A 26783-nucleotide genomic window follows, 5' to 3' on the forward strand; every position below is an offset into this window, starting at 1 on the left:
CGGTCTCGCTCAATCTCACTCACTCAACCACGCTCGTCACGCATATGTTGCTCATTCCGGCCATCGACCTGAAGGACGGTCAGTGTGTACGCCTCAAACAAGGCGACATGGACCAGGCCACCGTCTTTTCCGAAGATCCCGCCGCCATGGCACGCCACTGGGTGGAGCAGGGCGCCCGCCGCCTGCACCTGGTGGACCTGAACGGCGCGTTCGTGGGCAAGCCCCGCAACGAGGCCGCCATCAAGGCCATCATCGCCGAGGTCGGCGACGAGATCCCGGTGCAGCTGGGCGGCGGCATCCGCGACCTCAACACCATCGAGCGCTGGCTGGACGACGGGCTCTCGTACGTCATCATCGGCACCGCGGCGGTGAAGAACCCCGGCTTCCTGAAAGACGCCTGCTCGGCCTTCGGCGGCCATATCATCGTCGGGCTCGATGCCAAGGACGGCAAGGTCGCCACCGACGGCTGGAGCAAGCTGACCGGCCACGAGGTGGCGGACCTGGCGCGCAAGTACGAAGACTACGGCGTCGAGGCCATCATCTATACCGACATCGGCCGCGACGGCATGCTGCAGGGGATCAATATCGATGCCACCGTCAAGCTGGCGCAGTCGATGTCGATCCCGGTGATCGCCAGCGGCGGGCTGTCCAACCTGGCCGATATCGACAACCTGTGCGCGGTGGAGGGCGAGGGCGTGGAAGGGGTCATCTGCGGCCGCGCGATCTACTCCGGCGACCTCAACTTTGCCGACGCGCAGGCGCGCGCCGACAAGTTGCGCAACGGGCAATAAGGCAACGGCGCCGCGGGGCGCGGCCGCCCGGCCGCTGCCGGCACGGCAGCGGTGGCGGACAAGGAATCTCATGCTAGCCAAACGTATCATCCCCTGCCTGGACGTGACCAACGGGCGGGTGGTCAAGGGCGTCAACTTTGTCGAGCTGCGCGACGCGGGCGATCCCGTCGAAATCGCCCGCCGCTATGACGAGCAGGGCGCCGACGAAATCACATTCCTGGACATCACCGCGACCAGCGACGGGCGCGACCTGATGCTGCATATCATCGAGGACGTCGCCTCGCAGGTATTCATCCCGCTGACGGTGGGCGGCGGCGTGCGCACCGTCGAAGACGTGCGCCGGCTGCTCAATGCCGGCGCCGACAAGATCAGCGTCAATTCGTCGGCGATCGCCAACCCGCAACTGGTGTCGGACGCCACCGCGCGCTATGGTTCGCAGTGCATCGTGGTGGCGATCGACGCCAAGCGCAGCTCCGCCCCGGGCGAAGCGCCGCGTTGGGAAGTCTTTACCCACGGCGGGCGCAAGGCAACCGGGCTGGACGCGGTGCAATGGGCGCGTGAGATGGCGACCCGCGGCGCCGGCGAAATCCTGCTCACCAGCATGGACCGAGACGGCACCAAGAGCGGCTTCGACCTGGAGCTGACCCGCGCGGTCAGCGATGCGGTGCCCGTGCCGGTGATCGCCTCGGGCGGCGTCGGCGGCCTGCAGGACCTGGCCGACGGCATAACCAAGGGCCGCGCCGACGCGGTGCTGGCCGCCAGCATCTTCCACTACGGCCAGCACACCGTGGGCGAAGCCAAGGCATTCATGGCCCGCGAGGGCATACCCGTGCGGATCTGATCATGCCGAAGAAGTGGCTCAACAAGGTGAAATGGGACGACAACGGCCTGGTGCCGGTGATCGTGCAGGAAGTCGGCTCGAACGACGTGCTGATGTTCGCGTTCATGAACCGCGAGGCGCTGCTGCGCACCGTGGAGCTCGGCGAGGCCGTGTTCTGGTCGCGCTCGCGCAAGCGCCTGTGGCACAAGGGCGAAGAGTCGGGCCACGTGCAGAAGGTGCACGAGATCCGTCTGGACTGCGATGAAGACGTGGTGCTGCTGAAGGTGACGCAAATCGACAGCATCGCCTGCCATACCGGGCGCCATTCCTGCTTCTTCCAGAAATTCGAGGGCGATGCGGACGCCGGCGACTGGCAGACGGTCGAGCCGGTGCTGAAGGACCCTGCCCAGATCTACACCAAGCCATGAGCGACAACGCACTCAGCAGCAACGATGTCCTGGCGCGCCTGGCCGAGGTGCTGGAATCGCGCAAGCCCGCCAACGGCGGCGACCCCGACAAGTCCTACGTGGCGCGCCTTTTTAGCAAGGGCGACGACGCCATCCTGAAGAAGATCGGCGAGGAAGCCACCGAGACCGTGATGGCCGCCAAGGATGCGCGCGCCGCCGGTGAAAGCGGCGCCGCGGCCGGCAAGGTAGTCTATGAAGTGGCCGACCTGTGGTTCCACAGCATGGTGCTGCTGGCAAACTTCGGCCTGACGCCGGCGGATGTGGTCAACGAGCTGGCGCGGCGCGAAGGGCTGTCCGGCCTGGAAGAGAAGGCCCGGCGCAAGGACTAGCCGGCGCGGGTGCCGGCCGGTCTCCCGCCTGCCGCAGGCAGGCTTCCAACCGAGGGCGAATATGGCGAACGACTACACCGGGCAGGTCACTACTCCCAGCGGCGAACAGCTTGGCAGCCTGCGCAAGCTGCTGCACATCCTTTACGCGCTGTATGCCATCTTCTGGCTCACCGGCGGCATCACCGCGCTGATCGCCATCGTGATCGGCTACGTCAAGCGCGATGACGCGCGCGGCTCGCTGTATGCCTCGCACTTCGCCTGGCAGATCCGCTCGTTCTGGTGGTCGGTGGCCTGGGGCGTGCTGGGCGGGGTGCTGTTCGCGACAGTTGTGCTGATGCCGCTGGCCTTTGCCGTCTGGGGCGTGCTGTCGCTGTGGATGCTGTATCGTATCGTCAAGGGCTGGCTGTATCTGAACGACAGCAAGCCGATGTACCCGGATCAGCAATTCTGAGGGTCGGGCAGACCGATGCACGAGGTGGTCACCGGCGTCGTGGCCGTCGCAATGAAATTTTCATGAACGCTCAGGATAATTGCATCTTCTGCAAGATCGTGGCTGGCCAGCTGCCGTCGAACAAAGTCTATGAAGACGACGACATGCTGGCTTTCCACGATATCCATCCCAAGGCCCCGGTACACTTGCTGGTCATTCCCAAGGCACATGTCGACTCGCTGGCCGATTGCGGCGCCGGCGAAGGAGAGGTGCTTGCTAGAATGATGCTGAAGGTGCCAGAACTGGCGCGCGCGGCCGGCTGTTCCAACGGCTTCCGGACGGTGATCAACACCGGCCCGGACGGCGGACAGGAGGTCTACCACCTGCATCTGCATGTGCTCGGTGGACCGCGCCACGCCTGGAAGGGACCGCTGCCCTGACCGGGCAGCCTTGGCAGGGGAGTGTCCGCGGCGGCAACGCCCGGGCAGAAGCTGTGCCGGCAACCGTCGCCCGGCGCGGCCATCACGGGACGGAACAACGGGTCCGGGCATCTATGATTGCGCCCGCGGCTGCATCAGGAGCAAGAGATGGGTTCGTTTAGCATTTGGCACTGGCTGATCGTGCTGGTGATCGTCATGCTGGTATTCGGCACCAAGAAGCTGCGCAATATCGGCCAGGACCTGGGCGGCGCGGTCAAGGGCTTCAAGGACGGCATGAAGGACGGCGAGGACAAGGGCGCCCAGCCGGGCGCGTCCAAGGAACTGCGCGATTCCACCACCATCGACGTCGACGCCAAGGAAAAGTCCCGCCAGCAATAAGCCGGCGGTGTGCCCTCCCTTCCACGCAAACCTCGCTGCGCGTGTCGTTGCACGCCTGCGCTATTCCGCATGTTGTCCGCATGATGTGTCCGCATGATTGATCTCGGCATTTCCAAGCTGGCGCTGATCGGCGCCGTGGCACTGATCGTGATCGGTCCCGAACGGCTGCCCAAGGTCGCGCGCACGGTAGGCGCGCTGGTGGGCCGTGCGCAGCGCTACATCAACGACGTCAAGGCCGAAGTCAGCCGCGAGGTGGAACTGGAAGAACTGCGCAAGATGCGCACGGAATTCGAGGACGCCGCGCGCGATGTCGAGCGCACCATCCATAAGGAAGTCAGCGAGCAGACCCAGGCGCTCAACGAAGCGCTGGGCGGCGCCGAAACCGGCGCAGGCAGCGGCGCCGGCGGCAGCAGCGACGCCGGTGGCGGCTTCGTGCCAAGCTGGGACGCGGCGCACAAGGCGCACAACGGGCGCAAGAGCTGGCGTGTCAAGCAGGGCGCGCGGCCGTTGTGGTTCAAACGCCAGCACAATGTCCGCGTCTGGGTGCAGTCCGGCGCGGCGCGCGTCAAGCGGCACCGGCCGGTGAGCCGGCCCTCCCGGTCCTTCTTCGAATAAGCATGGCGCGCGGCGAACTCCTGCCGGCCGCCGTGGCCGCTGTCGTTGTGTCCGCCTCCCCACGCCGCCACGTTGCGGTTTCATCGATCCACTTGCCAGCCCTCGCGGCTGAGCGGTTCACGCCATGAGCGACACCCGGTCCTCCGATCCCCAAGACCCGCAAGACGAGTCGCAGCAGGAAACCTTCATCTCCCACCTGATCGAGTTGCGCCAGCGACTGGTCAAGGCGGTGGCCGGCATCATGCTGGTGTTCGTCTCGCTGGTCTACTGGGCGCCGGTCATCTTCAACCTGTTCTCCGCGCCGCTGATGGAATCGCTGCCCAAGGGCGGCAAGATGATCGTCACGGACGTGACCGGCTCGTTCTTCGTGCCGATGAAGGTGACCTTGCTGGTGGCATTCCTGATCGCGCTGCCATGGGTGCTGTACCAGGTCTGGCAGTTTGTCGCGCCCGGCCTGTACCAGCATGAGAAGCGCCTGATCCTGCCGCTGGTTTCGAGCAGTTATTTCCTGTTCCTGTGCGGCGTGGCGTTTGCGTATTTTCTGGTGTTCCCCACGGTGTTCCATTTCATGGCGCACTACAACGCGCCGCTGGGGGCGGAGATGTCCACCGACATCGACAAATACCTCAGCTTCGCCATGACCACGTTCCTGGCCTTCGGCATTACCTTCGAAGTGCCGGTGGTGGTGATCGTGCTGGTGCGGTTCGGCGTGGTCGAACTGGAAAAGCTCAAGCAGATCCGCCCCTATGTGATCGTCGGGGCCTTCATCATCGCCGCCATCGTCACGCCGCCGGACGTGCTGTCGCAACTGCTGCTGGCGGTTCCTCTCGTGGCCCTCTATGAACTTGGCCTGATCCTGGCCCGTTTCATCGGCCGCCCGGCAGCCGAGGAGGCCACTTCCGCAGAAACACAGCCGGATGAATCGCGCTGAGGCAGGCTTTTTCGCCGGCTGTGTTGTTCGTTTGCACCAAAATGGGGATTTTTGCCCGCATTCCTGTTGCTCTCCGACAACAAAAACCGCCGGTAAGCATGGTTTACGCCGAAAAAGCCTTCTGACGGCCGGGGGGGCTGGCACATAATACGCAGCAGACGTGAATGTAAATGCGTCGCCCAAGCACTTGGGCAACCAAGATTTCCCAATCAGTTGACAAGGAAAGTGTCGATATGAAGATGAAACTGTTTGCTGCTGCCGTCGCCGCTCTGGCCGCTGGTGGCGCGTATGCCCAGTCGAGCGTGACCCTGTACGGCGTGGCTGACGTCGGCCTCGAATACGTCAGCAAGGCCAACGCTGCCGGCGACGATCTGTTCCGCATGTCGTCGGGTAACCAGTCCGGTTCGCGCTGGGGCCTGCGTGGCGTGGAAGACCTGGGTGGCGGTCTGAAGGGCGTGTTCGTCCTGGAAAGCGGCTTCGACCTGGATGACGGTCGTTCGGCCCAAGGCGGTCGTCTGTTCGGTCGTCAAGCCTACGTCGGTCTGCAAAGCAACTTCGGTTCGCTGCTGCTGGGCCGTCAACAGACCGCCTTCTACGACTTCGGTCTGATCTATGACCCGATGGCCATCTCGTCGCGCTACGGTATCCTGGCTCAGGACGCCGCTTTCGCTTCGCGCGCTGACAACACCGTCAAGTACATCGGCAAGTTCGGTGGCCTGACCGCTTCGGCCTTCTACAGCTTCAACAACAACGGCCAGGAAACCGCCGGCGCCTTCCGCCGCGGCCAAGAGTACGGCGCCATGCTGAACTACGCAGCTGGCCCGTTCTCGGTTGGTGCTGCGTATGACGAAGTGCACGGCACGACCACCGGTCCCGCCACTGCTCCGGTCGACGCAAGCGGTCAACGTATCCGCCGCGCCACCGTTGGTGCCAACTACGCCTTCGGCCCGGCCAAGGTGTACGCTGGCTACCGTTGGGCCAAGGCTGCTGACGGCGCCGCCCTGCCGGGCCAAGTCGCGACTGCCGCTAACCCGCTGGGCATCAACGGTACCTCCAACCTGTACTGGCTGGGTCTGGGCTACCAGCTGACCCCGGCGTTCTCGCTGTCGGGCGCTGCTTACTACCAAGACTTCCGCAAGACCGACGCCGATCCGTGGCAATTCGTCGTGACCGCCGACTACGCGCTGTCGAAGCGTACCGACGTGTACACCTCGCTGTCGTACGCTCTGAACGACAACGGTTCGCTGCTGGGCGTGAACGGCTTCAACACCGTCCAAGCTGGCAAGGACCAGTTCGGTGCTGTGGTCGGCCTGCGCCACAAGTTCTAATCTGACGCGGGCCTCCGCCCGCTGACGGTTGACTTGAAAAACGCCGGCATCCGCAAGGATGCCGGCGTTTTCTTTTGCGCAATCCAAGGCGAGGCAATCGATAGAATGGCTGGCGCCTTGTACTGCGTCCGCTTGCCGTCAGACCGTGCGAATTCCCATTGGGACGGGCCGGTCTGCATTTGCCCATTCAAACCACGCGGATAGTGGCGGCCAGGCAAGGCACGGTGGCAGACCCAGTCAGACGGGCTGTGATCGCCAGGACAACTGGCGTTGTAAGGCAGGACGCTGCGGCTCTGCCAAAATCGGACACAGGCCGACCCGTCTCCCCGCTACCGCCCCATCCCGGAATCGATGCGGGCATGAAAAAACCCGCCATCGCTGGCGGGTTTGCTGACTCCGGCAAAGGCACGGCCCGGCTTATTCTTCCTCTTCGAACGGCAGCGAGCGGCGCGGCGGCGGTGGCCGCTTGCCGATGGTCACCGTCAGGTCCGTCGGCTTGCCGCGCCGGATCACGGTCATCTTGATGTCCACGCCTGGCTTGAGCTGCGCAATGGCATTGAGAAGCGCCGTGGTGTCCGTGATCGACAAGCCATCCACCTTGGTCAGCACATCGCCTGGCCGCACGCCCGCCTTGTCGGCCGGACCGCCCTGGACCACGGCGGCAATCAGTGCGCCTTCCTTGGCATCGAGTCCGAACGATTCGGCAATCTCCGGCGTCATGTCCTGCGGCTCGACGCCGATCCAGCCGCGCGTCACGCTGCCGGTCGAGATAATCGACTCCATTACCTGCTTGGCCGTCGATACCGGAATGGCGAAGCCGATGCCCAGCGAGCCGCCCGAGCGCGAATAGATCGCCGTATTGATGCCCAGCAGGTTGCCCTGCGCGTCGACCAGCGCGCCGCCCGAGTTGCCGGGGTTGATCGCGGCATCGGTCTGGATGAAGTTCTCGAAGGTGTTGATACCCAGGTGGCTGCGGCCCAGCGCGGACACGATGCCCATGGTCACGGTCTGGCCCACGCCGAACGGGTTGCCGATGGCCAGCACCACATCGCCGACCTTCACGTTCTCGAGCCGGCCCAGCGTGATCGCGGGCAGATCCTTGAGCGTCACCTTCAGCACGGCCAGGTCGGTTTCCGGATCGGAGCCGACCACCTTGGCGTTGGCCTTGCGGCCATCGGTCAGCGCGATCTCGATCTCGTCGGCGCCGTCGACCACGTGGTGGTTGGTTAGAATGTAACCCTCGGCGCTGACAATGACGCCCGACCCCAGGCTGGAAACCGGCTCCTGCCGCTCCGGCAGGCGGTCGCCGAAGAAGAAGCGGAACCACGGATCCTCGGCCTGCGGGTTGGGCGAGCGCTTGTTGCCGTTCTTGCTGGTAAAGATATTGACCACCGCCGGCATGGCCAGCTGGGCGGCTTCGCTGTATGACCCTTCGGCCGCAGGACCGGACACGTTGGGCACGACCTCCTTGAGCGCCACGATGGGCGAGCCGGATTGGACCGCGACGCGCCCCCTCTGCAGCCATTCAGGCTTGAGCGTTGCCACGACGAACCAGACCGCCAGCACGACGGTGACAGCCTGGGCAAAGAACAGCCAAAAGCGCCGCAACATATTGGAGTTTTGAGCAGAAAATGAAAACAAAAGAGCTTGAATTGTACTTGAACGACCTGTTGGAAGTTTCCCGCTACAAGGACTATTGTCCCAATGGGCTGCAAGTGCAAGGTCGCTCGGAGATCACACACGTGGTGACCGGGGTGACGGCAAGCCTGGCGCTGGTCGATGCCGCGGTCGAGGCGGGCGCCGACGCCATCCTCGTGCACCACGGCTATTTCTGGAAAAACGAGGATGCGCGCGTGGTGGGGCAGAAGCATGCGCGCCTGAAGCGCCTGCTCGGCGCCGATATCAATCTGTTCGCCTACCACCTGCCGCTGGATAATCACCCGGAATTCGGCAATAACGCGCAACTTGGCCTGCAGCTCGGTTTCACGCCCACCGGCCGCTTCAGTGACGACCAGCTGGGCTGGACCGGCACGCTACCCGCGCCGATGCCGCTTGCCGCGCTGGCTGCGCATGTCGGCGGCGTGCTGGGGCGGGAACCGCTGGCGATCGGCGCGCCGGAGCAGATGATCCGCACCGTTGGCTGGTGCACGGGTGGGGCGCAAGGGTATTTCGATGCCGCGGTGGCCGCCGGCGTCGACGCCTATCTGAGCGGCGAAGTCTCGGAACAGACCACGCACCTGGCGCGCGAGAGCGGCGTCGCGTATCTGGCGGCGGGCCATCACGCGACCGAGCGCTATGGCATCCGCTCGCTGGGCCAGCATGTGGCCGAACGCTTCGGCCTGCGCCATACCTTTATCGATATTCCGAATCCGGTCTGATCTGACAAAAAACAAAACGGCCCCAGCGGGGCCGTTTTATCGTTCTGGCTTCGAAATCAGCGGGCCTTCAGGCTGTCACGGATTTCACGCAGCAGCGCCACTTCCTCGGGCGGGGCAGCGGGCGGCGGCGGCGGTTCTGCCGCGCGCATCCGGTTGAAGGCGCGCACCATCAGGAAGATGATGAAGGCGAGGATGATGAAGTTGACGACGATGGTCAGGAAGTTGCCATAGGCAAATACCGGTACGCCGGCCTTCTTCAGGGCATCGAGCGTCAGCGGTGTCCCCGGAGGGGGATCCGCCAGAACAATGAACATGCTGGAGAAATCCAGCTTGCCCACAACACGGCCCACCAACGGCATGATCAGGTCGTTGACCACCGAATCCACGATCTTGCCGAACGCCGCGCCAATGATCACACCGACAGCCAGGTCGATGACGTTGCCGCGTACGGCGAAGGTTCTGAATTCCGAGATCATGCCCATGGGGGGTTCTCCTTCTTGTGGCGATGGGTGAACGGTTTCAAGCTGGAAGCCTGCCGCATCACTCACCGGAAATCAAGCACGCAGGCGGATTTCCGGGATGCATGTCCGATAATCGCGCGAGGCCGTGGCATTTTCTGCCTATCTAGTGCGCAGGTGTCTAAGGTACACTTTATGGTTGACGCAAAATCTAAATTGACTTCCCCTGGGGTTTGGAATGAGTGACCAGCAAGACGTGAAGAGCGTGGATAAAGGTCGCCGCAATTGGTTGATCGCGACATCCGTCGCTGGCGGCGTCGGAGGCGTAGCGGTAGCGGTTCCTTTCGTCAGTACCTTTGCACCATCGGAGAAGGCCAAGGCCGCGGGTGCCCCAGTCGAGGCGGATATCGGCGCCCTGAAGCCGGGCGAGATGATGACCGTCGAGTGGCGCGGCAAACCGGTCTGGATCATGCGGCGCACGGAGGAGCAACTGGCGTCGCTGAAGAAGACGGACGGCGAAGTGGCCGATCCCAATTCCGATATCCCGTTCACCATGCAGACGCCCGAGTACTGCAAGAACGAAACCCGTTCGCGTCCGGAACACAAGGACGTACTGGTGGTAGTGGGCATCTGTTCCCATCTCGGCTGTTCCCCCTCGGGCCCCTTCGCCCCCGGTGCCAATCCTCAGCTCGGCACTGATCCCGGTTTCCTCTGCCCCTGCCACGGATCGACCTTCGATCTGGCCGGGCGCGTCTTCAAGAACAAGCCGGCTCCGCAGAATCTCGATGTTCCCCCCTACCAGTTCCTGTCCGAAAGCAAGATCGTGATCGGCAAGGACGAGAAAGGAGAAGCCTGATCATGGCGGCCGAAAAACAAGTCAAGACGACCGGCCTGCTGGGCTGGATCGACGCCCGCTTCCCCGCGACCCAGCTGTGGGAAGACCACCTGTCCCGCTACTACGCGCCGAAGAACTTCAACTTCTGGTACTTTTTCGGTTCGCTGGCGCTGCTGGTGCTGGTGATCCAGATCGTTACCGGCATCTTCCTGGTGATGAACTACAAGCCGGACGCCACGCTGAATGCCGCCGGCATTCCCGTGGCCTTCGCCAGCGTGGAATACATCATGCGCGAAGTCCCCTGGGGCTGGCTGGTGCGCTACATGCACTCGACCGGCGCCTCGGCCTTCTTTGTCGTGGTCTACCTGCATATGTTCCGCGGGCTGCTGTACGGTTCGTACCGCAAGCCGCGCGAGCTGGTCTGGATCTTCGGCTGCCTGATCTTCCTGTGCCTGATGGCCGAAGCCTTCATGGGCTACCTGCTGCCGTGGGGCCAGATGTCGTACTGGGGTGCCCAGGTGATCGTGAACCTGTTCTCGGCGATCCCCGTGATCGGCCAGGACCTGTCGCTGTTCATCCGCGGCGACTACGTGGTGAGCGATGCCACGCTGAACCGCTTCTTCTCGTTCCACGTCATCGCCGTGCCGCTGGTGCTGCTGGCCCTGGTCATTGCCCACATCATCGCGCTGCACGAAGTGGGTTCGAACAACCCGGACGGCGTCGAGATCAAGGCCAAGAAGGATGAGAATGGCGTCCCCCTGGACGGCATCCCGTTCCACCCGTACTACTCGGTGCATGACACCCTGGGCGTGGCCGGATTCCTGATCCTGTTCTCGGCCGTGATCTTCTTCTTCCCGGAAGTGGGCGGCTATTTCCTGGAACATAACAACTTCTTCCCGGCCGATCCGCTGAAGACCCCGCCGCATATCGCGCCGGTCTGGTACTTCACGCCGTACTACTCGATGCTGCGCGCCACCACGTCGAACTTCCTGCCGATCCTGTGGGTGTTCTTCGCGCTGCTGCTCGGCATGTTGTTCCTGCGCAGCAAGGATGCGCGCGTGAAGATCGGTGCCGTCGCCGTCGCGGTGATCCTGGCCGTGGGCTTCTACTTCATCGACGCCAAGTTCTGGGGCGTGCTGGTGATGGGCGGCTCGGTGGTGATCCTGTTCTTCCTGCCGTGGCTCGACTGCTCGCCGGTCAAGTCCATCCGCTATCGTCCCGCTTTCCACAAGACCATCCTGATCGTCTTCGTGGTGGTGTTCCTGGTGCTCGGCTATCTCGGCGTGCAACCGCCGTCGCCGGTTGGTGAGAAGGTGTCGCAGCTGGGTACGCTGCTGTACTTCGCCTTCTTCCTGACCATGCCGCTGTGGAGCCGTGTCGGCGAGTTCAAGCCGGTCCCGGAGCGTGTCACGTTCCACCCGCACTGAGCGAAGCGAACCCCGACAAGAGCACAAGGACACAAGATGAAAAAGCTGCTTTCGATCCTCGCGCTGGCCGGCGCCTGCATTGCCGGCGCGCCCGCCATGGCATCCGAGGGGGGCTTCCCCCTCGAGCCGGCGCCGGTGAACACCGCCGACCTGTCGTCGCTGCAGCGCGGCGCCAAGGTGTTCGTCAACTACTGCCTGAACTGCCACGGCGCATCGATGATGCGCTACAACCGGCTCAAGGACATCGGCCTGACCGACGACCAGATCCGCGAGAACCTGCTGTTCACCGCGGACAAGGTGGGCGAGACCATGAACATCGCCATGCAGCCGAAGGAAGCCAAGGCGTTCTTCGGCGCGCAGCCGCCGGACCTGTCGGTGATCGCGCGCGCCCGTGGCGACGACTGGCTCTACACCTACCTGCGCACGTTCTACCGCGACGACAGCCGCGCCACCGGCTGGAACAACCTGGTGTTCCCGAGCGTCGGCATGCCGCACGTGCTGTGGGAACTGCAGGGCCAGCGCGCCGCCAAGTTCACTGAAGTGGAAGAGCATGGCGAGAAGGTGCACAAGTTCGCCGGCTTCGAGCAACTGAGCCCGGGCAAGCTGAGCAAGGTCGAGTACGACCAGATGACCGCCGACCTCGTCAGCTTCCTCGACTGGATGGCCGAGCCTGCGCAGAACCACCGCAAGCGCCTGGGCGTCTGGGTGCTGCTGTTCCTGGGCGTGTTCACCGTGTTCGCCTGGCGCCTGAACGCGGCGTACTGGAAAGATGTGAAGTAAGTTGTGCCAGGGTCTGCTTCAGGCCCTGATCCAGACAGGCCAGGGGCGGTTGCTGCGAAAGCAGCGCCGCCCCTGGCCTTTCTAACTTGCAGCAGTTAGAAGTCCGAGAAAAAGCGCCGCATTTGCCACTTATTTGCTTTTCGCTAGCCGACTTTGGCAGAATGGCAGACCTTACTGTCCGACCCAGCTCCGGCTAAGCCCAAGGAATCCAACCATGATGGTGTTGTATTCGGGTACGACTTGCCCGTTTTCCCAACGTTGCCGCCTTGTCCTGTTCGAAAAAGGCATGGATTTTGAAATCCGCGACGTCGACCTGTTCAACAAGCCCGAAGATATTTCGGTGATGAACCCGTACGGCCAGGTGCCCATCCTGGTCGAGCGCGACCTCATCCTGTATGAGTCGAACATCATCAACGAATATATCGACGAGCGCTTCCCGCACCCGCAGCTGATGCCGGCCGACCCGGTGCAGCGCGCCCGCGCCCGCCTGTTCCTGTTCAACTTCGAAAAGGAACTGTTCACCCACGTCTACACGCTGGAGAACGAAAAGGGCAAGGCCGCGGAAAAGAACCACGAACGCGCCCGCGCCGCGATCCGCGACCGGCTGACGCAGCTGGCGCCGATCTTCGTCAAGAACAAGTACATGCTGGGCGAAGAGTTCTCGATGCTCGACGTCGCCATCGCCCCGCTGCTGTGGCGCCTGGACCACTACGGCATCGAGCTGTCGAAGAACGCCGCGCCGCTGCTGAAGTATGCTGAACGCATTTTCAGCCGTCCCGCGTACATCGAAGCGCTGACCCCGTCCGAAAAGGTGATGCGCCGCTAACCGGCACCGGCCCGACGGCAACCGCCCTCGGGCCATTGCCGGCGCCATTGGAAGCACAATGCCTGAAACCTCCACCAAGCCCTACCTGATCCGCGCCATCTACGAATGGTGCACGGACAACGGCTTCACGCCGTACATCGCCGTCTTCGTCGACGCCAACACCAACGTGCCGCGCGAGTTCGTCAAGAACAACGAGATCGTGCTGAACGTCAGCTTCGACGCCACCAGCGGCCTGGACATGGGCAACGAGTGGATCACCTTCAGCGCACGCTTCGGCGGTGTCTCGCGCAAGATCGACGTGCCCGTCGAGAACGTGCTGGCGATCTACGCCCGAGAGAACGGACAGGGCATGGCCTTCCCGGTCGAACGCAGCGTGCCGGAAACCCAGGCCGCCACCGAGCGTGAAAACAACCCGCCGCCCAAGCTCGCCCCGGTCGAAGCCGAGACCCCGGCAACCACCAGCGACACCGGCCCGGGCGACGACGACACGCCGCCCCCGGTGCCCCGCATCGGCGGCAAGAAGCCCGCACTGAAAGTGGTGAAGTAAGCCATCCCAAAGCCGACCGCAATGCAGTAGAATCGCGGTCTGCATCAATATGCCGGCTTAGCTCATCAGGTAGAGCAGTTGATTTGTAATCATCAGGTGGCGGGTTCGAGTCCTGCAGCCGGCACCAGAATTGAAAGACGGGCTACGCATTGCGTAGCCCGTTTTGCTTTGGCGGTGTCCGAGCGTTGTCACGAGGACAACAGGGCCACGGCAGCCCGGAGCTTCCCCGAAAACCGGGACGTTGCGCCATGGGTCAGTACCAGTTGTCGGGTAGCCCGCGTCATGGCGACGTACATCAGTCGCGCCTCATCTACTTCCGCCTCGTCATGCTTATGCGGCATGCCGATGGCCGGAATACACACCAGCGGAAACTCTAGTCCCTTGCTGCTATGCATGGTGATGACCTTGACGCTGTCCGCGCCGGGCTTAAATCGCTTGTTGCTGACCTGTGGAGAATCGAAAGGAATACCTTTGCGGGTCAGCGCGTCGACGACGTGGCTTTCAGTGTCGCGATGACGATAGAGCACCGCCATGTCTGACCACGGCGTGCCGGCCCGATTTTCGTCAGCCAGAATCTGTGCAATGCGTTCCGCTTCGGCCTCGACAGTTGGCAATTCGATCAACAGCGGCTTGTGCCCGCGCCGGCCAGCGCCGACCGGCTGAACCGTTGGTGCTTCGTCTTCCGCAGCCTCTGTCGGCCGCAGCAAGTCGTCCGCAAAACTGCGCGCAACGGCCAATATTTCCTGGGTATTGCGATAGTTAAGCTTAAGAACGGTGGTGCGCCCGCGCGCCTGAATGCCTACGCTGGCGAAGGTCATCCCCCGCTTCGTAGCGCCGCCGTAAATGGACTGGGCATCGTCATACAGCACCAGCAGCGAATTGCTCTCCGGATTGACCATCTGGACGACGAGCTTGAACCACTCCGGCCTGAAGTCATGGCCTTCGTCGATCAATACCGCGTCGTACTGGCCTGCCGGGATGGCCTTGCGGTCTACGCCTTGGATAACCCGATTCACCATTTCCTCAAACAGCGCATCGCTTGGGCGTCCCTTTGGCCGGTCAATGTTGTAGGTTTCGAGCTGCCGGGCGCACCAAGCGTGGAAGTTGTAGACGTGGATCTTCCCTTCGATGCCTTTTTCGGCCATGGTCGCAGCCAGATTGGCCGCCAGGGTCTTGTTGTAACAGAGCACGAGGACAGGCCGGGTGACAATTTTGGCCAAATGTTCAGCCCGGTAGCCAAGAATCATGGTCTTGCCGGAGCCGGCGACACCATGAATGACCCGGTGCCCCTCGCCGAGACTGCGCGCGAGTTGCTCCTGCTGGAGATCCATGACGCGCAGTATGTCGGGCATTTCCAGCGGCGCGGCAGCGTTTTCGGGAAACAGCGTGCGCTGTTCCGGCATGCGGATTTGCGGGAACAGGTGCCAGCGGATCCGTTCGATTTGCGGCAGAGAAAGCTTGAAGGTGAACTTGACCGGGAACATTTCCCACAAGCGCTGCTGGAAGCGCTCTGCATCGACCGTCTCGTACATTTCATCCTGGCAGATCACCAAATGCGGTGGCAGGACGTCGCCGAGGTTGGTCTTGTCGAACTGGGCTCGCGTGATGTTGGAGAGCACGGCGCCGCAGCCGTACGGGAAAAAGGGTTTGCCCTTCAGTGAACCGCTGGGCCAGACCAGAAGTGGATCGCGCTGCAGCAGGTCGGTAACATAGAACATGTACTGCCTGGCCTGCTCGAGTGGATTCGACTCTCGTACCAGGCCACGATCCGTCAGCAGCGCGACCCCGCGCTTGTCGATCTCCCGGATGGTATCCAGCCGCCAGTCCTTGACCTCCAGCACCAGTAAGCCGCGGCTCGGATGGAAGACGATGAAATCGGGATGTCTGGTCTTCTCGCCGATGGCGACGTCATACCAACACAGGTAATCGTCCTCCAGCTTGGTCTCCAGACGCTCGGCGAAGCGTCTCTCTCCACTGGTCATGCGTGAAGTGACCGAACTCAGCGCGGGAATCAGCGTGGCCATGTCTTGTTGCTCTTCTTATTGCCCGTTAGGAACTGCGCTGGCCGCCGCTTGTTGTCGCGGACCCAGTGCGACGGCGGTCAGGCAGGCTTGTTATGCGGCCATTGTATGCACAAAACCAGGGCAGTGGTCATTTCGGCAAATTTGGTGATTCGCTCTTGGCTTTGTATCGACGGACCCGCCTAGCGGGGTAGCAAGACGGCCGGCCATCGGCACCTGTTCTCCGTCGATTCACACCGTCAACCTGTCGGTTTGCGGCACCGTCATGTCAGAACGCTGAAGCCAGTGGTAACCTGCGCCCAATCGCCGCCCCAACCACCCACCCGTGCCTTTCCCCCACTACCGCCTCTGGCGCGCAGCCCCCGAGCAACGTGCCTATGAAGAAGCCCGCCACCGCGTGCGCGCGTTGCGCTTCTTCTATCTGCACGCCCTGGTCTACGTGGTGGTGAACGCGATGCTGATCGGCTTCCATCTGATGGGATCGTCGCATCGGCCCTGGGCCGGTGGTCCGCTGATGGGGTGGGGGATCGGCCTGGCAGTGCACGGGATCATGACCTGGGGACGTGTGGGCCTGCTGGGGCGGCGGTGGGAAGAGCGCAAGATTGCCGAATACATGGCGCAGGAACAGGTGCGCACGCTGTCGACGGAAAAGCAGTTGGTCGAGGCGCGCATGAAGCTGCTGCAGGCGCAGATCGAGCCGCACTTCCTGTTCAACACGCTGGCCAACGTGGTCAGCCTGATCGAGCCCGCGCCGCAGAAGGCGACGATGATGCTGGAGCATTTCATCGCCTACCTGCGCGCGTCGCTTGCCGCCAGCCGCGCGACGCAAGGCACGGTGGCGCAGGAGGCGAAGCTGCTGCGCGACTATCTGGCGCTGATCCGCATTCGCATGGGTGAGCGGCTGCATTACACGGTCGATGTCGACCCGCAACTCGAACCGATGCCGCTGGCGCCGATGTTGCTGCAGCCGGTGGTCGAGAATGCGATCAAGCATGGCCTGGAGCCGAAGATCGAAGGCGGGCGGCTGCTGGTCCGGCTGGAGCGGCGCGGCGCGCGCATGCTGGCGACGATCGAGGACGATGGCATGGGTTTTCGGCCATCGGCTGGTGCAGGCGTTGGGCTGTCGAACCTGCGCGAACGGCTGGCAGTGCTGTATGACGGCGACGCGCACGTCAGGATTGAAGAGCGCTCGCCCGGCACTGCCGTACTGATCGATCTCCCGCTGCCGACTGCATCCTGAACCGGAGACGCCCGATGACGCCAACCGCCCTGATTGCCGATGACGAAGAGCACCTGCGTGCGTACCTGCGTGGCAAGCTGCAGCGCCTGTGGCCGGAGTTGCAGATCGTTGCCGAGGCGATCAACGGCATCGAGGCCGCCGACGCCATTGCACGGTTGTCGCCGAGCGTGGCCTTCCTCGATATCAAGATGCCCGGCCTGTCCGGGCTGGAAGTGGCGCAGGGCATCGAATCCGATACGCGGCTGGTGTTCGTCACGGCCTATGACGAATTTGCGCTCGATGCGTTCGAGCGCGCGGCGGTGGACTATCTGGTCAAGCCGGTCAGCGAGGAACGGCTCGGCCGCACCATCGAGCGCTTGCGCAAGGCGTTGCAGGAGGCGGCGCCCCTGCCCGAACTGGCGCAGCTGCTGAACCAGCTGACACGCGCCCAGCCGCGCGCGGAAGGTGGCGGCCAACTGCGGTGGGTCCGGGCCAGCCGCGGCAATACCACCAGCCACGTGCCGATCCAGGAGGTGATGTACTTCCAGAGCGACGACAAGTATGTGGTGGTGCATACCCGGGATGGCGAGCACCTGATCCGCACGCCGCTGGCGGAACTGATGGCCGGCCTGGACCCGGAGGTGTTCTGGCAGATCCACCGCTCGTCCATCGTCAATATGGAATACGTGGCCGGCACGCGGCGCGACGAGTCGGGCCGGCTCTTTGTCAGGATGCGCGCCAGCGATGCCGAACTGCCGGTGTCGCGCGCCTACATGCATCGGTTCCGGCAGATGTAAGCCGGCCGGTGTCGTGGGGCGCCGGCCACAGGGCCGGCTAGTGCCGATCCATGAATTCCTGGATCTTGCGCTGTTCCCAGTCTCGGCCGCGGCGCGACAGCCGGCTCCAGACCAGCAAGCCGTGCAAGGCCAGCCCCAGGCCCCAGGCCAGCGTGGTGGTCAGCGGCCAGGGCCAGCCGGTGGTGGCGTAATGCGACCAGGGCGGCGACGGGAAGTAGAAGAAGCGGAACCACAACCACGCATTGACCACGGCGTAGACCAGCAGGTGGATATACCAGCCGCGCAGGGCGCGCACCATGCGGCGCGCGCGCCAGTAGGCCATGGCATTGGGGTCGTTCGGAGGGAAGGCGTGGTGCATCGGATACCTCGTCGTCAGGAAGGTTGGATGCGACAGGTATAGGCCACCGCCAGGCGCCGTTCCAGGCCCATGGGCTGAATCGACGGATTTCGTTCGTAATCGGGCACGCGGACTGCGCGAATGTCGGCCGCTTTGGCCCTGCCTTGCCCCGACTTCCTGTGCTTGGATCCAGCCCTCCCCGCCTGCTGCCGGGGAATACCCGCATAGGAAAAGCTGACTCGTCGCTCATAATCATGATAATTATGATCATAAATAGGCAACCATGAGTTCCAAGCCTGCGCCACAGATAGAGGGCAGCAAACGCGTGAAGCGTTCGGACCAGGTGGTCAGCGATATCAAGCGCTGGATCGTGCAGACGCACCAGAAGGTCGGAAACAAGCTGCCGCAGGAAGCGGCCCTGATCGAACAGATGGGCGTGGCGCGCGGCACGGTGCGCGAGGCGCTTGCCTCGTTGCAAGCGCAGGGGCTGGTCAAGGTCAGTACGGGGCCGAACGGCGGCGCCACGCTGACGCAGCCGCCGTATGAGCGATGCCTGGAGGCGGTTTCCAACTTCCTGTACTTCCAGTCCGTCGACATTGTCACGCTCTATGCGCTGCGCCGCGCGGTGGAACCGGAACTGGCCGCCAACGCCGCCTTGCGCCTGACCGATGCCGACATCGACGATCTCGAAGCCCTGGTCGGATTGAGCCACCCGGAACATGGCGGCAGCGCGGACTGGAACGAGCGGCGCGAGGCCGACCTGCTGTTTCACGATCGCCTCGCCGACGCCTGCAGCAGTCCGATGCTGGTGCTGTTCTGCCGCCTGCTCAATGACATCATCCGCCGTGTCATCGTGGTACGAAACGCGCAAGACGATTTCGGCGACTTCGATGAAGAGATCTTCCACAGCCACAGCGCGCTGATCGAAGCCTTCCGGTCGCGCGACCCGGAACGTGCGCGTGCCCTGATGCAAGAGCACATGGCGCATGCGGAAGCGCTGGCCCTGGAAGCCGAATCCCGGGTGGATCGCGGGAGCTTGCTGATGAGCCCGGGCGACTGATTCCCTGACGCGCCAGCGTCCCCCCCTTTTTCTGCACACCCAACCGCCAGCGTCGCAGCCGACACGGCGGGCGGGATTCCTATTGCCTGAATCCTGGGAGCCCTGACGTGAAACCTGTTGAATCGCTTTGGCGCTGGAGCGCTGTCGATGTTGCCGATGCCGTGCGGCGGCGCGAGATCTCCTGCCGCGAGGTCACGTCCAGCGTGCTGGAGCGCATCGAAGCCCTTAACCCAAGACTAAACGCGCTGCCGGAAGTGCTGGCGGAAGAGGCGCTGGCCAGTGCCGATGCCGCTGACCGAAAGGTGGCCGAGGGCGCCGAACTGGGGCCGCTCCATGGCGTGCCAGTCACGATCAAGATCAATGTCGACCAGGCCGGCCATGCCACCACCAATGGCGTGATTCCGCTGAAGCACAACGTCGCGCGCGAGGACGCACCCGTGGTGGCGAACTGGCGCAGTGCCGGGGCCATCATCGTCGGGCGCAGCAATACGGCAACCTATTCATCGCGGTGGTTTACGGAAAACGGCCTGCATGGGCGCACGCTGAACCCGTGGAATGCGGATATCACCCCGGGTGGCTCCAGCGGCGGGGCCGCGTCCGCCGTCGCCGCCGGCATGGGGGCGCTGGCGCATGGCAATGACATCGGCGGCTCGATTCGCTATCCGGCCTATGCCTGCGGCGTGCACGGTCTGCGGCCAACGGCAGGGCGGGTGCCGGCGTACAACCCGTCGGCCACCGCCGAGCGCAGCATCACGCCACAACTGATGTCCGTGCAGGGCCCGCTTGCGCGCAGCATTGCCGACCTGCGGCTTGGCTACCACGCCATGGCCCGATACGACGCGCGCGACCCGGCCTGGGTGCCGGTGCCGCTGGAATTGCCGCTCCCACAAGGGCCGATCCGCGTGGCGTTGTTCAGCCGCTGTCCGGGCATTCCCATCGATCCCGCGGTCAGCGCAGCGCTGGACCGTGCCGCGCACTGGCTGCAGCAAGCGGGCTACGCCGTCGAGGAAGCCCGCCTGCCCGACTTCCTGGAAGCGGCGGCGCTGTGGCGCACGCTTACGGTCGACGACAGCCGCCGCAACATCATCGCAGGTGTGGACCAGCATGGCGATGAAGCGATGCGGCAAAGCCAGCGCAATATGCTGGACGGGATGCAGCAAACCGATCGCGATGGCTTTCTCGATGCGCTGGCACGGCGCCAGGCGATCGCCCGAAACTGGTCGATGTTCATGCAAACGTATCCGCTGGTGTTGATGCCGGTGTCGTGGCAGCGCCCCAGCGTGCAGGACGCGGATATCCGCACGCCCGAAGAAAGCCGGGCCTTGCTCGACGCCCAGAGCCCACTGCTGGCAACGGCGATGCTGGGCATGCCGGGACTGTCCGTGCCGACAGGCATGGCCGGTGGCGTGCCCGTCGGCGTGCAGCTGATGGCATGGCGCTACCGGGAGGACCTGTTGCTGCACGCCGGCGAGATAGTGGAAGACGCGGCGCGCTTTACCCCTTTCACCGACGTGCAACCCGGCATCTAGACCCAGGAGCTTGCCATGAACGATCGCAGTCGTGCTTACGCCCCACAGCTTTCCCGCCGCGCCATGCTGGCGGCCACCGCTGCAGCATTTTGCACCGGTGGCTTGCTTTCCAGGGCTGCATGGGGGCAGACCGTATCGCGCATCATCGTGCCGTTTCCGCCGGGCGGGCCGGCCGACTACATGGGCCGCCTGCTGTCCGAGAAGCTGAGAGAAGCCATGGGCCGTACTGTCATCGTTGAAAGCCGGCCCGGTGCCGGCACGCGCGTGGCGGCGGAATTCCTGAAGAACGCGCCCGCCGACGGCAACACCGTTCTGCTCGCACCGGTCGATCCGATGTTCATCGGGCCGCTGATCTACAGCAATATGCGTTTCAACCCCGCCACCGATTTCACGGCGATCACCGATGTGACCGGCGTCCAGTTCGGCATAGCGGTCAGCGCCAGCTCTTCGATCAGGACGCTGGCGGACTTCGTCAAGGCCGCCCGGGCCAGACCGGCCGAGTATGCGATCGGCATCAGCACGGTCGGCACGCTGCTGCACTTCCTTGCCGTCGAGTTTGTCAGTCAGTCCCGCACCGGCAGCACGCTGGTGCCATATCGCGGTGGCGCGGCGATGGCGACGGAAATGATGGGCAACCAGATCGCGGCAGGCATGGACGCCATCACCACCTTTACCGAACTGCATCGCGGCGGCAAGCTGCGCGTGCTAGCCGTGGCAGGCGAAAAGCGTGCCGATGCCTTGCCCGATGTGCCGACCTTTGCGGAATCCGGCTTTCCCAACCTCGTGACCTCGTCGCGCTACCTGCTCTATGTCCGCGCCGGCACGCCGCCCGAGGTGGCGACGCAGTGGTATCAGGCCGTGCGCAAGGTCCTAGCAATGCCGGACGTGCGCGACAAGCTGGCGCGCGCCGGCTATGACATCCTGCCCGGCGGCACCACGGAAGAAGTCGCCAGGTATGCCGGCGCACTGTCCGCACGCTGGACGCCGGTGATCAAGGCGTCTGGCTTCAAGGGGGATTGATCGGCGCGCACGGCATGTGGCAGGCAGCAGGCGCAGCCGCAGCCGCTCAGGCAGCCGCTCAGGCAGCCGCTCAGGCAGCCGAGCTGGCTGCCCGGTCTTGCCCTGACAGCGCACGCCGGACCGCTTGCCCCCGCGGCAGCGGTGCCACGGCGCCGTAGCCCGTGGTGGCCAGCGCCGCCGCCACGCCGGCCCATCGCGCGGCGGACACAGGGTCATCGCCGGCCACCAGACGCGCGAGATAAGTCCCGTCGAAGCAATCGCCTGCACCGGTGGCATCGACCGCGTCGACGCGGTACGGCGCCACGACGGTCAGCTGCACGCCGTCGGATACCAGGCAGCCCTGTTTGCCCAGCTTTAGCACCACCTGCCGTGCGCCCATCCGGTGGCACCACGCCACGATGCCGGCGGGATCGTCGATGCCTGCAAGCAGACGCACGTCGTCAAGGCTTGGCAGGAACAGGTCGCACAGGGGAAGAGTGGCGACGATCACTTCCCGGGCGCGCTCCAGGGTCCAGAGCGCCAGCCGCAGGTTGGGGTCGTAGGACACCTTGGTGCCAGCCTGGCGCGCAATGCGGACGGCCTCGCGCACGGTACGCGCGGCGGAGTTGCTGATGGCCTGGCTGATTCCCGAGACATGGAACCACGTGGCCCTTTCAATCATTGCGACCGGCAGGTCCGAGGGCTGCAGCCGGCTCGCGGCGGAACCCGCGCGCCGATAGGTGAAGGCGTGGCCTTCAGGCCCGTGATGGACGAAGTAGAGGCCGGTAGGTGCCGAAGCGTCGATGACGACGGCGCTGGTGTCGACGCGCTCGGTGCGCAACAGGTACAGGCACATGCGGCCGAATTCATCGTCGCCCAGCCTGGTCAGGTAGGCGCACCGCGCCCCCTGGCGTGCCGCGGCGATGATGGCGTTGGAGGTATCGCCGCCAAAGCCCTGCACATAGGTGCGCGAATCGCGCGGGCCGGCGTGATTGAACTCGACCATGGGCTCGCCGAGCGCGACGATGTCGAAGGTCGCCCGCATCTCAGGCGTCCTCGCCCAGGTCGAGCAGCACCTTGCAGCAGGCACGCGGGTGGCTTTCGGCGAGGTCGAAGGCGCCGGCCACGTCGCGGAAGTTGATCTGGTGTGTGACGATCCGGCCCGGATCTACCAACCCCCGCGTGATCCAGTCGATCACCGTGGGAAACATCGCGCAGTTCAGGCGCGAGGCGTACAAGGTCAGTTCCTTGCTGGTCAGCGCCTGCTGCGGCACGGCCGACGGCGTGGCGGAAAACCCAAGCACGCCGATGCGGCCCGCCGGCGCGACCAGGGCCACGGCTTCCTCGAGGATGGCGGGATGGCAGACCGCGTCGTAGATCAGTGTCGGCCCCCCCGCCACGCCGCGCAGTTCGAGGGCGCGGGCAAGCGGCTCGCGCGCGGTGTTAATGATTTCGTCCTCTTCCGCGCCGCAGCCGCGCGCCAGGGCCAGCCGTTCATCGACATGGTCGGTGATGAAGGTGCGGACGCCATATACGCGCTTCAACACCTGCAGCAGGTTAAGGCCGACCGGCCCGGCACCGTAGATCAGCGCTACGTCGGAGGGCAGCACGCCGGTGCGGTGGGTGGCGTTGGCCGCCACGGCAAACGGCTCGATCACCGCGGCACTGGCGGTGGGCATGCTGTCGGGTACCGTGTAGGCGTTACGTGCCGGCACGCATGCGAACTGGCTGAAGCCGCCATCGCGGTGCACGCCGATCACCTGGAGCCGCTGGCAGACATTGTGCCGGCCGATGCGGCAGGCATGGCACTGGCCGCAACTGACCACCGGATCCACCACCACCCGCTCGCCGATGCGGTTGTTGCCGACGCCAGCGCCGACCGCATCGATATGACCGACGAACTCATGACCGATCACGCGCGGATACGTCGCGAACGGATTCTTGCCATGGAAGATGTGCAGGTCCGAACCGCAGATGCCGGCGAGGCGGACGCGCACGCGCACCTCGCCTTCGGCAGGGCATGGGTTGGGCCGCTCGCGCACGGCCATGCGATGCGGTTGCTCGACGACGATGCTCAACATGCTCGCTCCTTGTTCCGGTCAACTGATGCGGCGACTACCAGTTCCACATCGCACCGTCGCGCAGCCGCGCCACCGGCAGGTAGGCGCGCTCGTACGGATAGCGGGCCGCCAGCGCCTCGTCGATATCGACGCCAAGGCCGGGCACGTCGTCCATCACCAGGTAGCCGTCCTCCAGCCGGTAGCTGTGCGGAAACACCTCGTCGATCAGCGCGCCGTGCGGCATCAGTTCCTGGATGCCGAAGTTCGGCGCCCACAGCCCGAAGTTGACCGCCGCCGCCAGGCATACCGGTGACAAGTCGGTGGCGCCGTGGAAGCCGGTGCGCACCTGGTGGATTGCGGCGAAGTCCGCGATGCGGCGCACATGCGTGATGCCGCCGGCGTGGACGATGGTGGTGCGGATGTAGTCGATCAGCTGATGGCTGATCAGCTCCTTGCAGTCCCACAGGGAATTGAAGATTTCGCCGGCCGCCAGCGGCGTGGTGGTGTGCTGGCGGATCAGCCGGAATGCCTCCTGGTTTTCCGCTGGCGTTGGATCTTCCAGCCAGAACAGGCTGAAAGGCTCCAGCGCCTTGCCGAGGCTGGCCGCTTCGATCGGCGTCAGACGGTGGTGCGCATCGTGCAGCAGATGCGGGCCGAAGCCGACGGCCTCGCGCACCTTGCGAAACAGTTCGGGCGTGTGGCGCAGGTACAGCGAGGTGTCCCAGGGTTCCTCCGGCGGCAGGCCCTTCTGCGCCGGTTCATAGTGGCCGGGTTGGGTGCCGACGCCATACACCTTGGACAAGCCCGGCACGCCCGACTGCACGCGAATCGCCTTGTAGCCCTGTTCGATATGGCGGTGCACCGCGTCGATAGCCTCGGCGTGGTCGCGCCCGGTGGCGTGGCCGTACACCATCAAGCCATGGCGGCTGCGCCCGCCCAGCAACTGGTACACCGGCATGCCGGCCACCTTGCCCAGGATGTCCCACAGCGCCATGTCGATGGCCGCGATGGCGGTCATCGTGACCGGACCGCGCCGCCAGTAAGCGCCGCGGTAGAGGTACTGCCAGATGTCCTCGATCCTGCGCGGATCGCGGCCGATCAGGCACGGAATCACATGCTCGTCCAGGTACGCCCGTACTGCCAGCTCGCGGCCGTTGAGCGTGGCGTCGCCCAGTCCGTACACGCCTGCATCGGTGACCACCTTGACCGTAACGAAGTTGCGCCCCGGGCAGGTGACGATGGTCTTTATCTGTTCGATTTTCAAAGGGTGTCTCCGGCCGGATCGTCGTTGTCTTAGCCCGACGGCGCCGCCTGTTTGCGTAACGCCAGCATCGGTGTGGATGCGGCCAGAGTACTGCGGGCCGAATGCGGCGGAGTACGGCCGATTCCGCAATCAAATGCAGCCCTTGCCGTAGTGAATCGCGAAAGCACCGCACGTTGGACACCACGGCTGCGTGCAAACTTCCTCGCATCGAAGACAACGCCGGATGCACGCACGATGCTGCTGACAACTGACTTGCCGAGGTACCGCCGATGAGGCTCACGCAACGCAACTGTTGCCGCGCCAACCCTGAAGTGCAACAGCCCGGCTACGATCGCAGCGGCTTGTCGCGCGGCGTGCTGCATGTGGGCCTCGGTGCGTTCCATCGCGCGCACCAGGCGCTGTACACCGAGGCCGCGATCCGCGCCGGGGACCGCCGCTGGGGCATTGTCGGCGTCAGCCTGCGCGAGCCCCGCACACCGCGCACGCTGGCGGCACAGGACTTCCTGTATTCGGTGACCGAGTGCGAAGGCGCGGCGGTCACGACGCGCATCGTCGGCGCCGTGGTGCAGGCGTGGTATGCCCCGCATGCGCTGGAGGAGGTGCTCGGCGCGCTGGCTGATCCCGGCATCGCCGTGGTGACCTGCACCGTGACAGAAAAGGGCTACTGCCAGCATCCGTCCAGCGCCGGCCTGGACACGCAACACCCCGATATTCGACACGACCTGGCGCATCCCAACGCGCCCAGAAGCACGCTCGGCGTACTGGCTGCCGGACTGCGCCGTCGGCCCGCCGGGGCGCCGCTGAGCATCGTCTGCTGCGACAACATGCCAACCAACGGCGACACGCTGCGCAAGCTGCTGGCGCAGTACGCAGAGCTGACGCAGCCCGCGCTGGCCCGCCGCGTGCGCGACGACGTGGCGTTGCCCAACACCATGGTGGACCGCATCGTGCCCGCCGCCACGCCGGCATCTCGCCGCGACGCGCAGCGCCGCCTGGGTTTGCGCGACGAGGCCGCGATCGTCTGCGAAGCCTTCACGCAGTGGGTGATCGAGGATAGCTTTGCCGGGCCCAGGCCGGCATGGGAGGCGGGCGGCGCGCTGATGACCGGCGATGTCCGGCCGTTCCAGGCGATGAAGCTGCAGCTGCTCAACGGCACGCATTCCGCCATCGCCTATGCCGGGCAACTGCGCGGGTTGCCGACCGTTGCCGAGGCCGTGGACGATCCGCTGGTCGGCGCCTTCACCCGCGGTGTGATGGCTGACCTGCGCGCCACCGTACAAGCGCCGCCGGGGTATGACGTCGCCGCTTACAGCGAGGCCTTGCTGCAGCGCTTGCGCAATGCCGCGCTCGACCATCGCACCGCGCAGATTGCGGCCGACGGCACGCAGAAGGTGCCGATGCGCTGGCTGCCCGCCTTGCGCGCCAGCGCCGGCATCGAGCGGCCGTGGCTGGAACGCGCGCTCTCCGCCTGGCTGCATTGCCTGCGCAGTGGACGCAGCGATAGCGGCCAGGCGCTTGCGTTCGACGACCCGGGTGCGCCTGCGCTGGCAGCGTGCCTGCGGGGCGCGCACAGCGATGCCGACGCCGTTGGCAGGGCGCTCGCGCACACGCCAGTATTTGGCAGCGAGCCGTGGCCGGCGCCGCTTGCGGACCGCCTGGCATCGCATCTGTCGGTTCTGCGCCTTGGCGGCGCCGCCGCACTGCTGTCGTCCTGAAC

General features: G+C 64.7%; 29 protein-coding genes and 1 tRNA gene. 23 read left to right on the forward strand and 7 right to left on the reverse strand.

Annotated features, from left to right (window positions below):
- Positions 1 to 44 precede the first annotated feature (44 nt).
- The 10 genes from hisA to AC3FMM_RS22895 all read left to right on the forward strand — a co-directional run bounded on the left by hisA (position 45) and on the right by AC3FMM_RS22895 (position 6529).
- A complete protein-coding gene (hisA, locus tag AC3FMM_RS22850) occupies positions 45 to 791 on the forward strand; it encodes a 1-(5-phosphoribosyl)-5-[(5-phosphoribosylamino)methylideneamino]imidazole-4-carboxamide isomerase (RefSeq protein ID WP_092317507.1) in 747 nt (248 codons plus the stop codon).
- 70 nt (positions 792 to 861) lie between these two features.
- Positions 862 to 1632, forward strand: coding sequence for an imidazole glycerol phosphate synthase subunit HisF (gene hisF, locus AC3FMM_RS22855; RefSeq protein ID WP_115711087.1), 771 nt, complete (start codon positions 862 to 864; stop codon positions 1630 to 1632).
- A 2-nt stretch (positions 1633 to 1634) separates the two neighbouring features.
- Entirely contained in the window at positions 1635 to 2039 is a 405-nt protein-coding gene (gene hisI / locus AC3FMM_RS22860; RefSeq protein WP_092317504.1) for a phosphoribosyl-AMP cyclohydrolase, read from the forward strand.
- The gene (locus tag AC3FMM_RS22865; RefSeq protein WP_012354084.1) at positions 2036 to 2407 is read left to right on the forward strand and encodes a phosphoribosyl-ATP diphosphatase; all 372 of its coding nucleotides are present in this window, start codon (positions 2036 to 2038) and stop codon (positions 2405 to 2407) included. Before hisI ends, AC3FMM_RS22865 begins: the two co-directional genes overlap by 4 nt.
- 61 nt (positions 2408 to 2468) lie before the next feature.
- Complete coding sequence (locus AC3FMM_RS22870; RefSeq protein ID WP_326347795.1) at positions 2469 to 2858, forward strand: DUF4870 family protein; 390 nt, start codon at positions 2469 to 2471, stop codon at positions 2856 to 2858.
- A gap of 62 nt (positions 2859 to 2920) precedes the next feature.
- Positions 2921 to 3277 carry a histidine triad nucleotide-binding protein gene (locus AC3FMM_RS22875; RefSeq protein WP_018004940.1) on the forward strand — a complete coding sequence of 119 codons (357 nt, stop codon included), beginning with the start codon at positions 2921 to 2923 and terminating at the stop codon, positions 3275 to 3277.
- 147 nt (positions 3278 to 3424) lie between these two features.
- Positions 3425 to 3655: a Sec-independent protein translocase subunit TatA gene (gene tatA, locus AC3FMM_RS22880; protein WP_018004941.1), complete on the forward strand. Its 231-nt coding sequence runs from the start codon at positions 3425 to 3427 to the stop codon at positions 3653 to 3655.
- 93 nt (positions 3656 to 3748) lie between these two features.
- The gene (tatB, locus tag AC3FMM_RS22885; protein WP_488687520.1) at positions 3749 to 4270 is read left to right on the forward strand and encodes a Sec-independent protein translocase protein TatB; all 522 of its coding nucleotides are present in this window, start codon (positions 3749 to 3751) and stop codon (positions 4268 to 4270) included.
- 124 nt (positions 4271 to 4394) lie between these two features.
- Positions 4395 to 5201, forward strand: a complete 807-nt coding sequence (gene tatC / locus AC3FMM_RS22890) for a twin-arginine translocase subunit TatC (RefSeq protein ID WP_488687521.1) — start codon at positions 4395 to 4397, stop codon at positions 5199 to 5201.
- 233 nt (positions 5202 to 5434) lie between these two features.
- On the forward strand, positions 5435 to 6529 hold the full coding sequence (locus tag AC3FMM_RS22895) for a porin (RefSeq protein WP_115711084.1): 1095 nt from the start codon (positions 5435 to 5437) through the stop codon (positions 6527 to 6529).
- Between the two features lie 417 nt (positions 6530 to 6946).
- On the opposite strand, the gene AC3FMM_RS22900 is transcribed toward AC3FMM_RS22895, so the two are convergent.
- Entirely contained in the window at positions 6947 to 8140 is a 1194-nt protein-coding gene (locus AC3FMM_RS22900) for a Do family serine endopeptidase (protein ID WP_018004945.1), read from the reverse strand.
- A 20-nt stretch (positions 8141 to 8160) separates the two neighbouring features.
- Here AC3FMM_RS22900 and AC3FMM_RS22905 point away from each other — a divergent pair, with 20 nt between their 5' ends.
- Positions 8161 to 8907, forward strand: coding sequence for a Nif3-like dinuclear metal center hexameric protein (locus AC3FMM_RS22905; protein WP_115681294.1), 747 nt, complete (start codon positions 8161 to 8163; stop codon positions 8905 to 8907).
- A gap of 56 nt (positions 8908 to 8963) precedes the next feature.
- On the opposite strand, the gene mscL is transcribed toward AC3FMM_RS22905, so the two are convergent.
- Positions 8964 to 9389 (reverse strand): large conductance mechanosensitive channel protein MscL, encoded by a 426-nt coding sequence (mscL, locus tag AC3FMM_RS22910; protein ID WP_116313180.1) that lies wholly within the window; start codon positions 9387 to 9389, stop codon positions 8964 to 8966.
- Between the two features lie 214 nt (positions 9390 to 9603).
- On the opposite strand from mscL, the gene petA reads away from it, so the two are divergent.
- From petA to AC3FMM_RS22940, 6 genes are all read left to right on the forward strand, one after another.
- Complete coding sequence (petA, locus tag AC3FMM_RS22915) at positions 9604 to 10221, forward strand: ubiquinol-cytochrome c reductase iron-sulfur subunit (RefSeq protein WP_018004948.1); 618 nt, start codon at positions 9604 to 9606, stop codon at positions 10219 to 10221.
- A 2-nt stretch (positions 10222 to 10223) separates the two neighbouring features.
- Complete coding sequence (locus AC3FMM_RS22920) at positions 10224 to 11627, forward strand: cytochrome b (protein WP_115711082.1); 1404 nt, start codon at positions 10224 to 10226, stop codon at positions 11625 to 11627.
- Positions 11628 to 11663: 36 nt separating this feature from the next.
- Positions 11664 to 12407: a cytochrome c1 gene (locus tag AC3FMM_RS22925; protein ID WP_012354072.1), complete on the forward strand. Its 744-nt coding sequence runs from the start codon at positions 11664 to 11666 to the stop codon at positions 12405 to 12407.
- A gap of 214 nt (positions 12408 to 12621) precedes the next feature.
- Entirely contained in the window at positions 12622 to 13233 is a 612-nt protein-coding gene (locus AC3FMM_RS22930; protein WP_010812311.1) for a glutathione S-transferase N-terminal domain-containing protein, read from the forward strand.
- 58 nt (positions 13234 to 13291) lie between these two features.
- Complete coding sequence (locus tag AC3FMM_RS22935; RefSeq protein WP_111521356.1) at positions 13292 to 13780, forward strand: ClpXP protease specificity-enhancing factor; 489 nt, start codon at positions 13292 to 13294, stop codon at positions 13778 to 13780.
- A gap of 51 nt (positions 13781 to 13831) precedes the next feature.
- Positions 13832 to 13907 (forward strand) — tRNA-Thr (locus AC3FMM_RS22940).
- Between the two features lie 61 nt (positions 13908 to 13968).
- Here the strand turns inward: AC3FMM_RS22940 and AC3FMM_RS22945 are convergent.
- Positions 13969 to 15804 (reverse strand): DEAD/DEAH box helicase, encoded by a 1836-nt coding sequence (locus AC3FMM_RS22945; RefSeq protein ID WP_326347794.1) that lies wholly within the window; start codon positions 15802 to 15804, stop codon positions 13969 to 13971.
- A 322-nt stretch (positions 15805 to 16126) separates the two neighbouring features.
- Here AC3FMM_RS22945 and AC3FMM_RS22950 point away from each other — a divergent pair, with 322 nt between their 5' ends.
- Positions 16127 to 17041, forward strand: a complete 915-nt coding sequence (locus AC3FMM_RS22950; RefSeq protein WP_115711079.1) for a sensor histidine kinase — start codon at positions 16127 to 16129, stop codon at positions 17039 to 17041.
- 14 nt (positions 17042 to 17055) lie between these two features.
- On the forward strand, positions 17056 to 17817 hold the full coding sequence (locus AC3FMM_RS22955) for a LytR/AlgR family response regulator transcription factor (protein ID WP_115711077.1): 762 nt from the start codon (positions 17056 to 17058) through the stop codon (positions 17815 to 17817).
- 37 nt (positions 17818 to 17854) lie between these two features.
- Here the strand turns inward: AC3FMM_RS22955 and AC3FMM_RS22960 are convergent, their stop codons facing one another.
- The gene (locus tag AC3FMM_RS22960) at positions 17855 to 18175 is read right to left on the reverse strand and encodes a 2TM domain-containing protein (protein WP_111521372.1); all 321 of its coding nucleotides are present in this window, start codon (positions 18173 to 18175) and stop codon (positions 17855 to 17857) included.
- Between the two features lie 304 nt (positions 18176 to 18479).
- On the opposite strand from AC3FMM_RS22960, the gene AC3FMM_RS22965 reads away from it, so the two are divergent.
- The 3 genes from AC3FMM_RS22965 to AC3FMM_RS22975 all read left to right on the forward strand — a co-directional run bounded on the left by AC3FMM_RS22965 (position 18480) and on the right by AC3FMM_RS22975 (position 21763).
- Positions 18480 to 19214: a FadR/GntR family transcriptional regulator gene (locus AC3FMM_RS22965; protein WP_488687526.1), complete on the forward strand. Its 735-nt coding sequence runs from the start codon at positions 18480 to 18482 to the stop codon at positions 19212 to 19214.
- A gap of 107 nt (positions 19215 to 19321) precedes the next feature.
- Positions 19322 to 20743 (forward strand): amidase family protein, encoded by a 1422-nt coding sequence (locus AC3FMM_RS22970; protein ID WP_488687528.1) that lies wholly within the window; start codon positions 19322 to 19324, stop codon positions 20741 to 20743.
- Between the two features lie 15 nt (positions 20744 to 20758).
- Positions 20759 to 21763, forward strand: a complete 1005-nt coding sequence (locus AC3FMM_RS22975; RefSeq protein ID WP_488687529.1) for a Bug family tripartite tricarboxylate transporter substrate binding protein — start codon at positions 20759 to 20761, stop codon at positions 21761 to 21763.
- A gap of 70 nt (positions 21764 to 21833) precedes the next feature.
- Here AC3FMM_RS22975 and AC3FMM_RS22980 read toward each other — a convergent pair whose 3' ends face one another.
- From AC3FMM_RS22980 to manD, 3 genes are read right to left on the reverse strand one after another with little or no spacing between them, the layout of a single operon-like run.
- The gene (locus AC3FMM_RS22980; RefSeq protein ID WP_488687530.1) at positions 21834 to 22787 is read right to left on the reverse strand and encodes a sugar kinase; all 954 of its coding nucleotides are present in this window, start codon (positions 22785 to 22787) and stop codon (positions 21834 to 21836) included.
- Between the two features lies 1 nt (position 22788).
- Complete coding sequence (locus AC3FMM_RS22985) at positions 22789 to 23823, reverse strand: Zn-dependent oxidoreductase (protein ID WP_115711067.1); 1035 nt, start codon at positions 23821 to 23823, stop codon at positions 22789 to 22791.
- A 34-nt stretch (positions 23824 to 23857) separates the two neighbouring features.
- Positions 23858 to 25066, reverse strand: coding sequence for a D-mannonate dehydratase ManD (manD, locus tag AC3FMM_RS22990; protein ID WP_488687531.1), 1209 nt, complete (start codon positions 25064 to 25066; stop codon positions 23858 to 23860).
- A gap of 269 nt (positions 25067 to 25335) precedes the next feature.
- On the opposite strand from manD, the gene AC3FMM_RS22995 reads away from it, so the two are divergent.
- Positions 25336 to 26781, forward strand: a complete 1446-nt coding sequence (locus AC3FMM_RS22995) for a mannitol dehydrogenase family protein (protein ID WP_488687532.1) — start codon at positions 25336 to 25338, stop codon at positions 26779 to 26781.
- Positions 26782 to 26783 lie beyond the last annotated feature (2 nt).

It is taken from the genome of Cupriavidus sp. 207A1, assembly GCF_057798955.1.

Coding starts and splice junctions, on each gene's coding strand:
- hisA (WP_092317507.1), top strand. CDS start 45: ATGTTGCTCATTCCGGCCATCGACCTGAAGGACGGTCAGTGTGTACGC.
- hisF (WP_115711087.1), top strand. CDS start 862: ATGCTAGCCAAACGTATCATCCCCTGCCTGGACGTGACCAACGGGCGG.
- hisI (WP_092317504.1), top strand. CDS start 1,635: ATGCCGAAGAAGTGGCTCAACAAGGTGAAATGGGACGACAACGGCCTG.
- AC3FMM_RS22865 (WP_012354084.1), top strand. CDS start 2,036: ATGAGCGACAACGCACTCAGCAGCAACGATGTCCTGGCGCGCCTGGCC.
- AC3FMM_RS22870 (WP_326347795.1), top strand. CDS start 2,469: ATGGCGAACGACTACACCGGGCAGGTCACTACTCCCAGCGGCGAACAG.
- AC3FMM_RS22875 (WP_018004940.1), top strand. CDS start 2,921: ATGAACGCTCAGGATAATTGCATCTTCTGCAAGATCGTGGCTGGCCAG.
- tatA (WP_018004941.1), top strand. CDS start 3,425: ATGGGTTCGTTTAGCATTTGGCACTGGCTGATCGTGCTGGTGATCGTC.
- tatB (WP_488687520.1), top strand. CDS start 3,749: ATGATTGATCTCGGCATTTCCAAGCTGGCGCTGATCGGCGCCGTGGCA.
- tatC (WP_488687521.1), top strand. CDS start 4,395: ATGAGCGACACCCGGTCCTCCGATCCCCAAGACCCGCAAGACGAGTCG.
- AC3FMM_RS22895 (WP_115711084.1), top strand. CDS start 5,435: ATGAAGATGAAACTGTTTGCTGCTGCCGTCGCCGCTCTGGCCGCTGGT.
- AC3FMM_RS22900 (WP_018004945.1), bottom strand. CDS start 8,140: ATGTTGCGGCGCTTTTGGCTGTTCTTTGCCCAGGCTGTCACCGTCGTG.
- AC3FMM_RS22905 (WP_115681294.1), top strand. CDS start 8,161: ATGAAAACAAAAGAGCTTGAATTGTACTTGAACGACCTGTTGGAAGTT.
- mscL (WP_116313180.1), bottom strand. CDS start 9,389: ATGGGCATGATCTCGGAATTCAGAACCTTCGCCGTACGCGGCAACGTC.
- petA (WP_018004948.1), top strand. CDS start 9,604: ATGAGTGACCAGCAAGACGTGAAGAGCGTGGATAAAGGTCGCCGCAAT.
- AC3FMM_RS22920 (WP_115711082.1), top strand. CDS start 10,224: ATGGCGGCCGAAAAACAAGTCAAGACGACCGGCCTGCTGGGCTGGATC.
- AC3FMM_RS22925 (WP_012354072.1), top strand. CDS start 11,664: ATGAAAAAGCTGCTTTCGATCCTCGCGCTGGCCGGCGCCTGCATTGCC.
- AC3FMM_RS22930 (WP_010812311.1), top strand. CDS start 12,622: ATGATGGTGTTGTATTCGGGTACGACTTGCCCGTTTTCCCAACGTTGC.
- AC3FMM_RS22935 (WP_111521356.1), top strand. CDS start 13,292: ATGCCTGAAACCTCCACCAAGCCCTACCTGATCCGCGCCATCTACGAA.
- AC3FMM_RS22945 (WP_326347794.1), bottom strand. CDS start 15,804: ATGGCCACGCTGATTCCCGCGCTGAGTTCGGTCACTTCACGCATGACC.
- AC3FMM_RS22955 (WP_115711077.1), top strand. CDS start 17,056: ATGACGCCAACCGCCCTGATTGCCGATGACGAAGAGCACCTGCGTGCG.
- AC3FMM_RS22960 (WP_111521372.1), bottom strand. CDS start 18,175: ATGCACCACGCCTTCCCTCCGAACGACCCCAATGCCATGGCCTACTGG.
- AC3FMM_RS22975 (WP_488687529.1), top strand. CDS start 20,759: ATGAACGATCGCAGTCGTGCTTACGCCCCACAGCTTTCCCGCCGCGCC.
- AC3FMM_RS22980 (WP_488687530.1), bottom strand. CDS start 22,787: ATGCGGGCGACCTTCGACATCGTCGCGCTCGGCGAGCCCATGGTCGAG.
- AC3FMM_RS22985 (WP_115711067.1), bottom strand. CDS start 23,823: ATGTTGAGCATCGTCGTCGAGCAACCGCATCGCATGGCCGTGCGCGAG.
- AC3FMM_RS22995 (WP_488687532.1), top strand. CDS start 25,336: ATGAGGCTCACGCAACGCAACTGTTGCCGCGCCAACCCTGAAGTGCAA.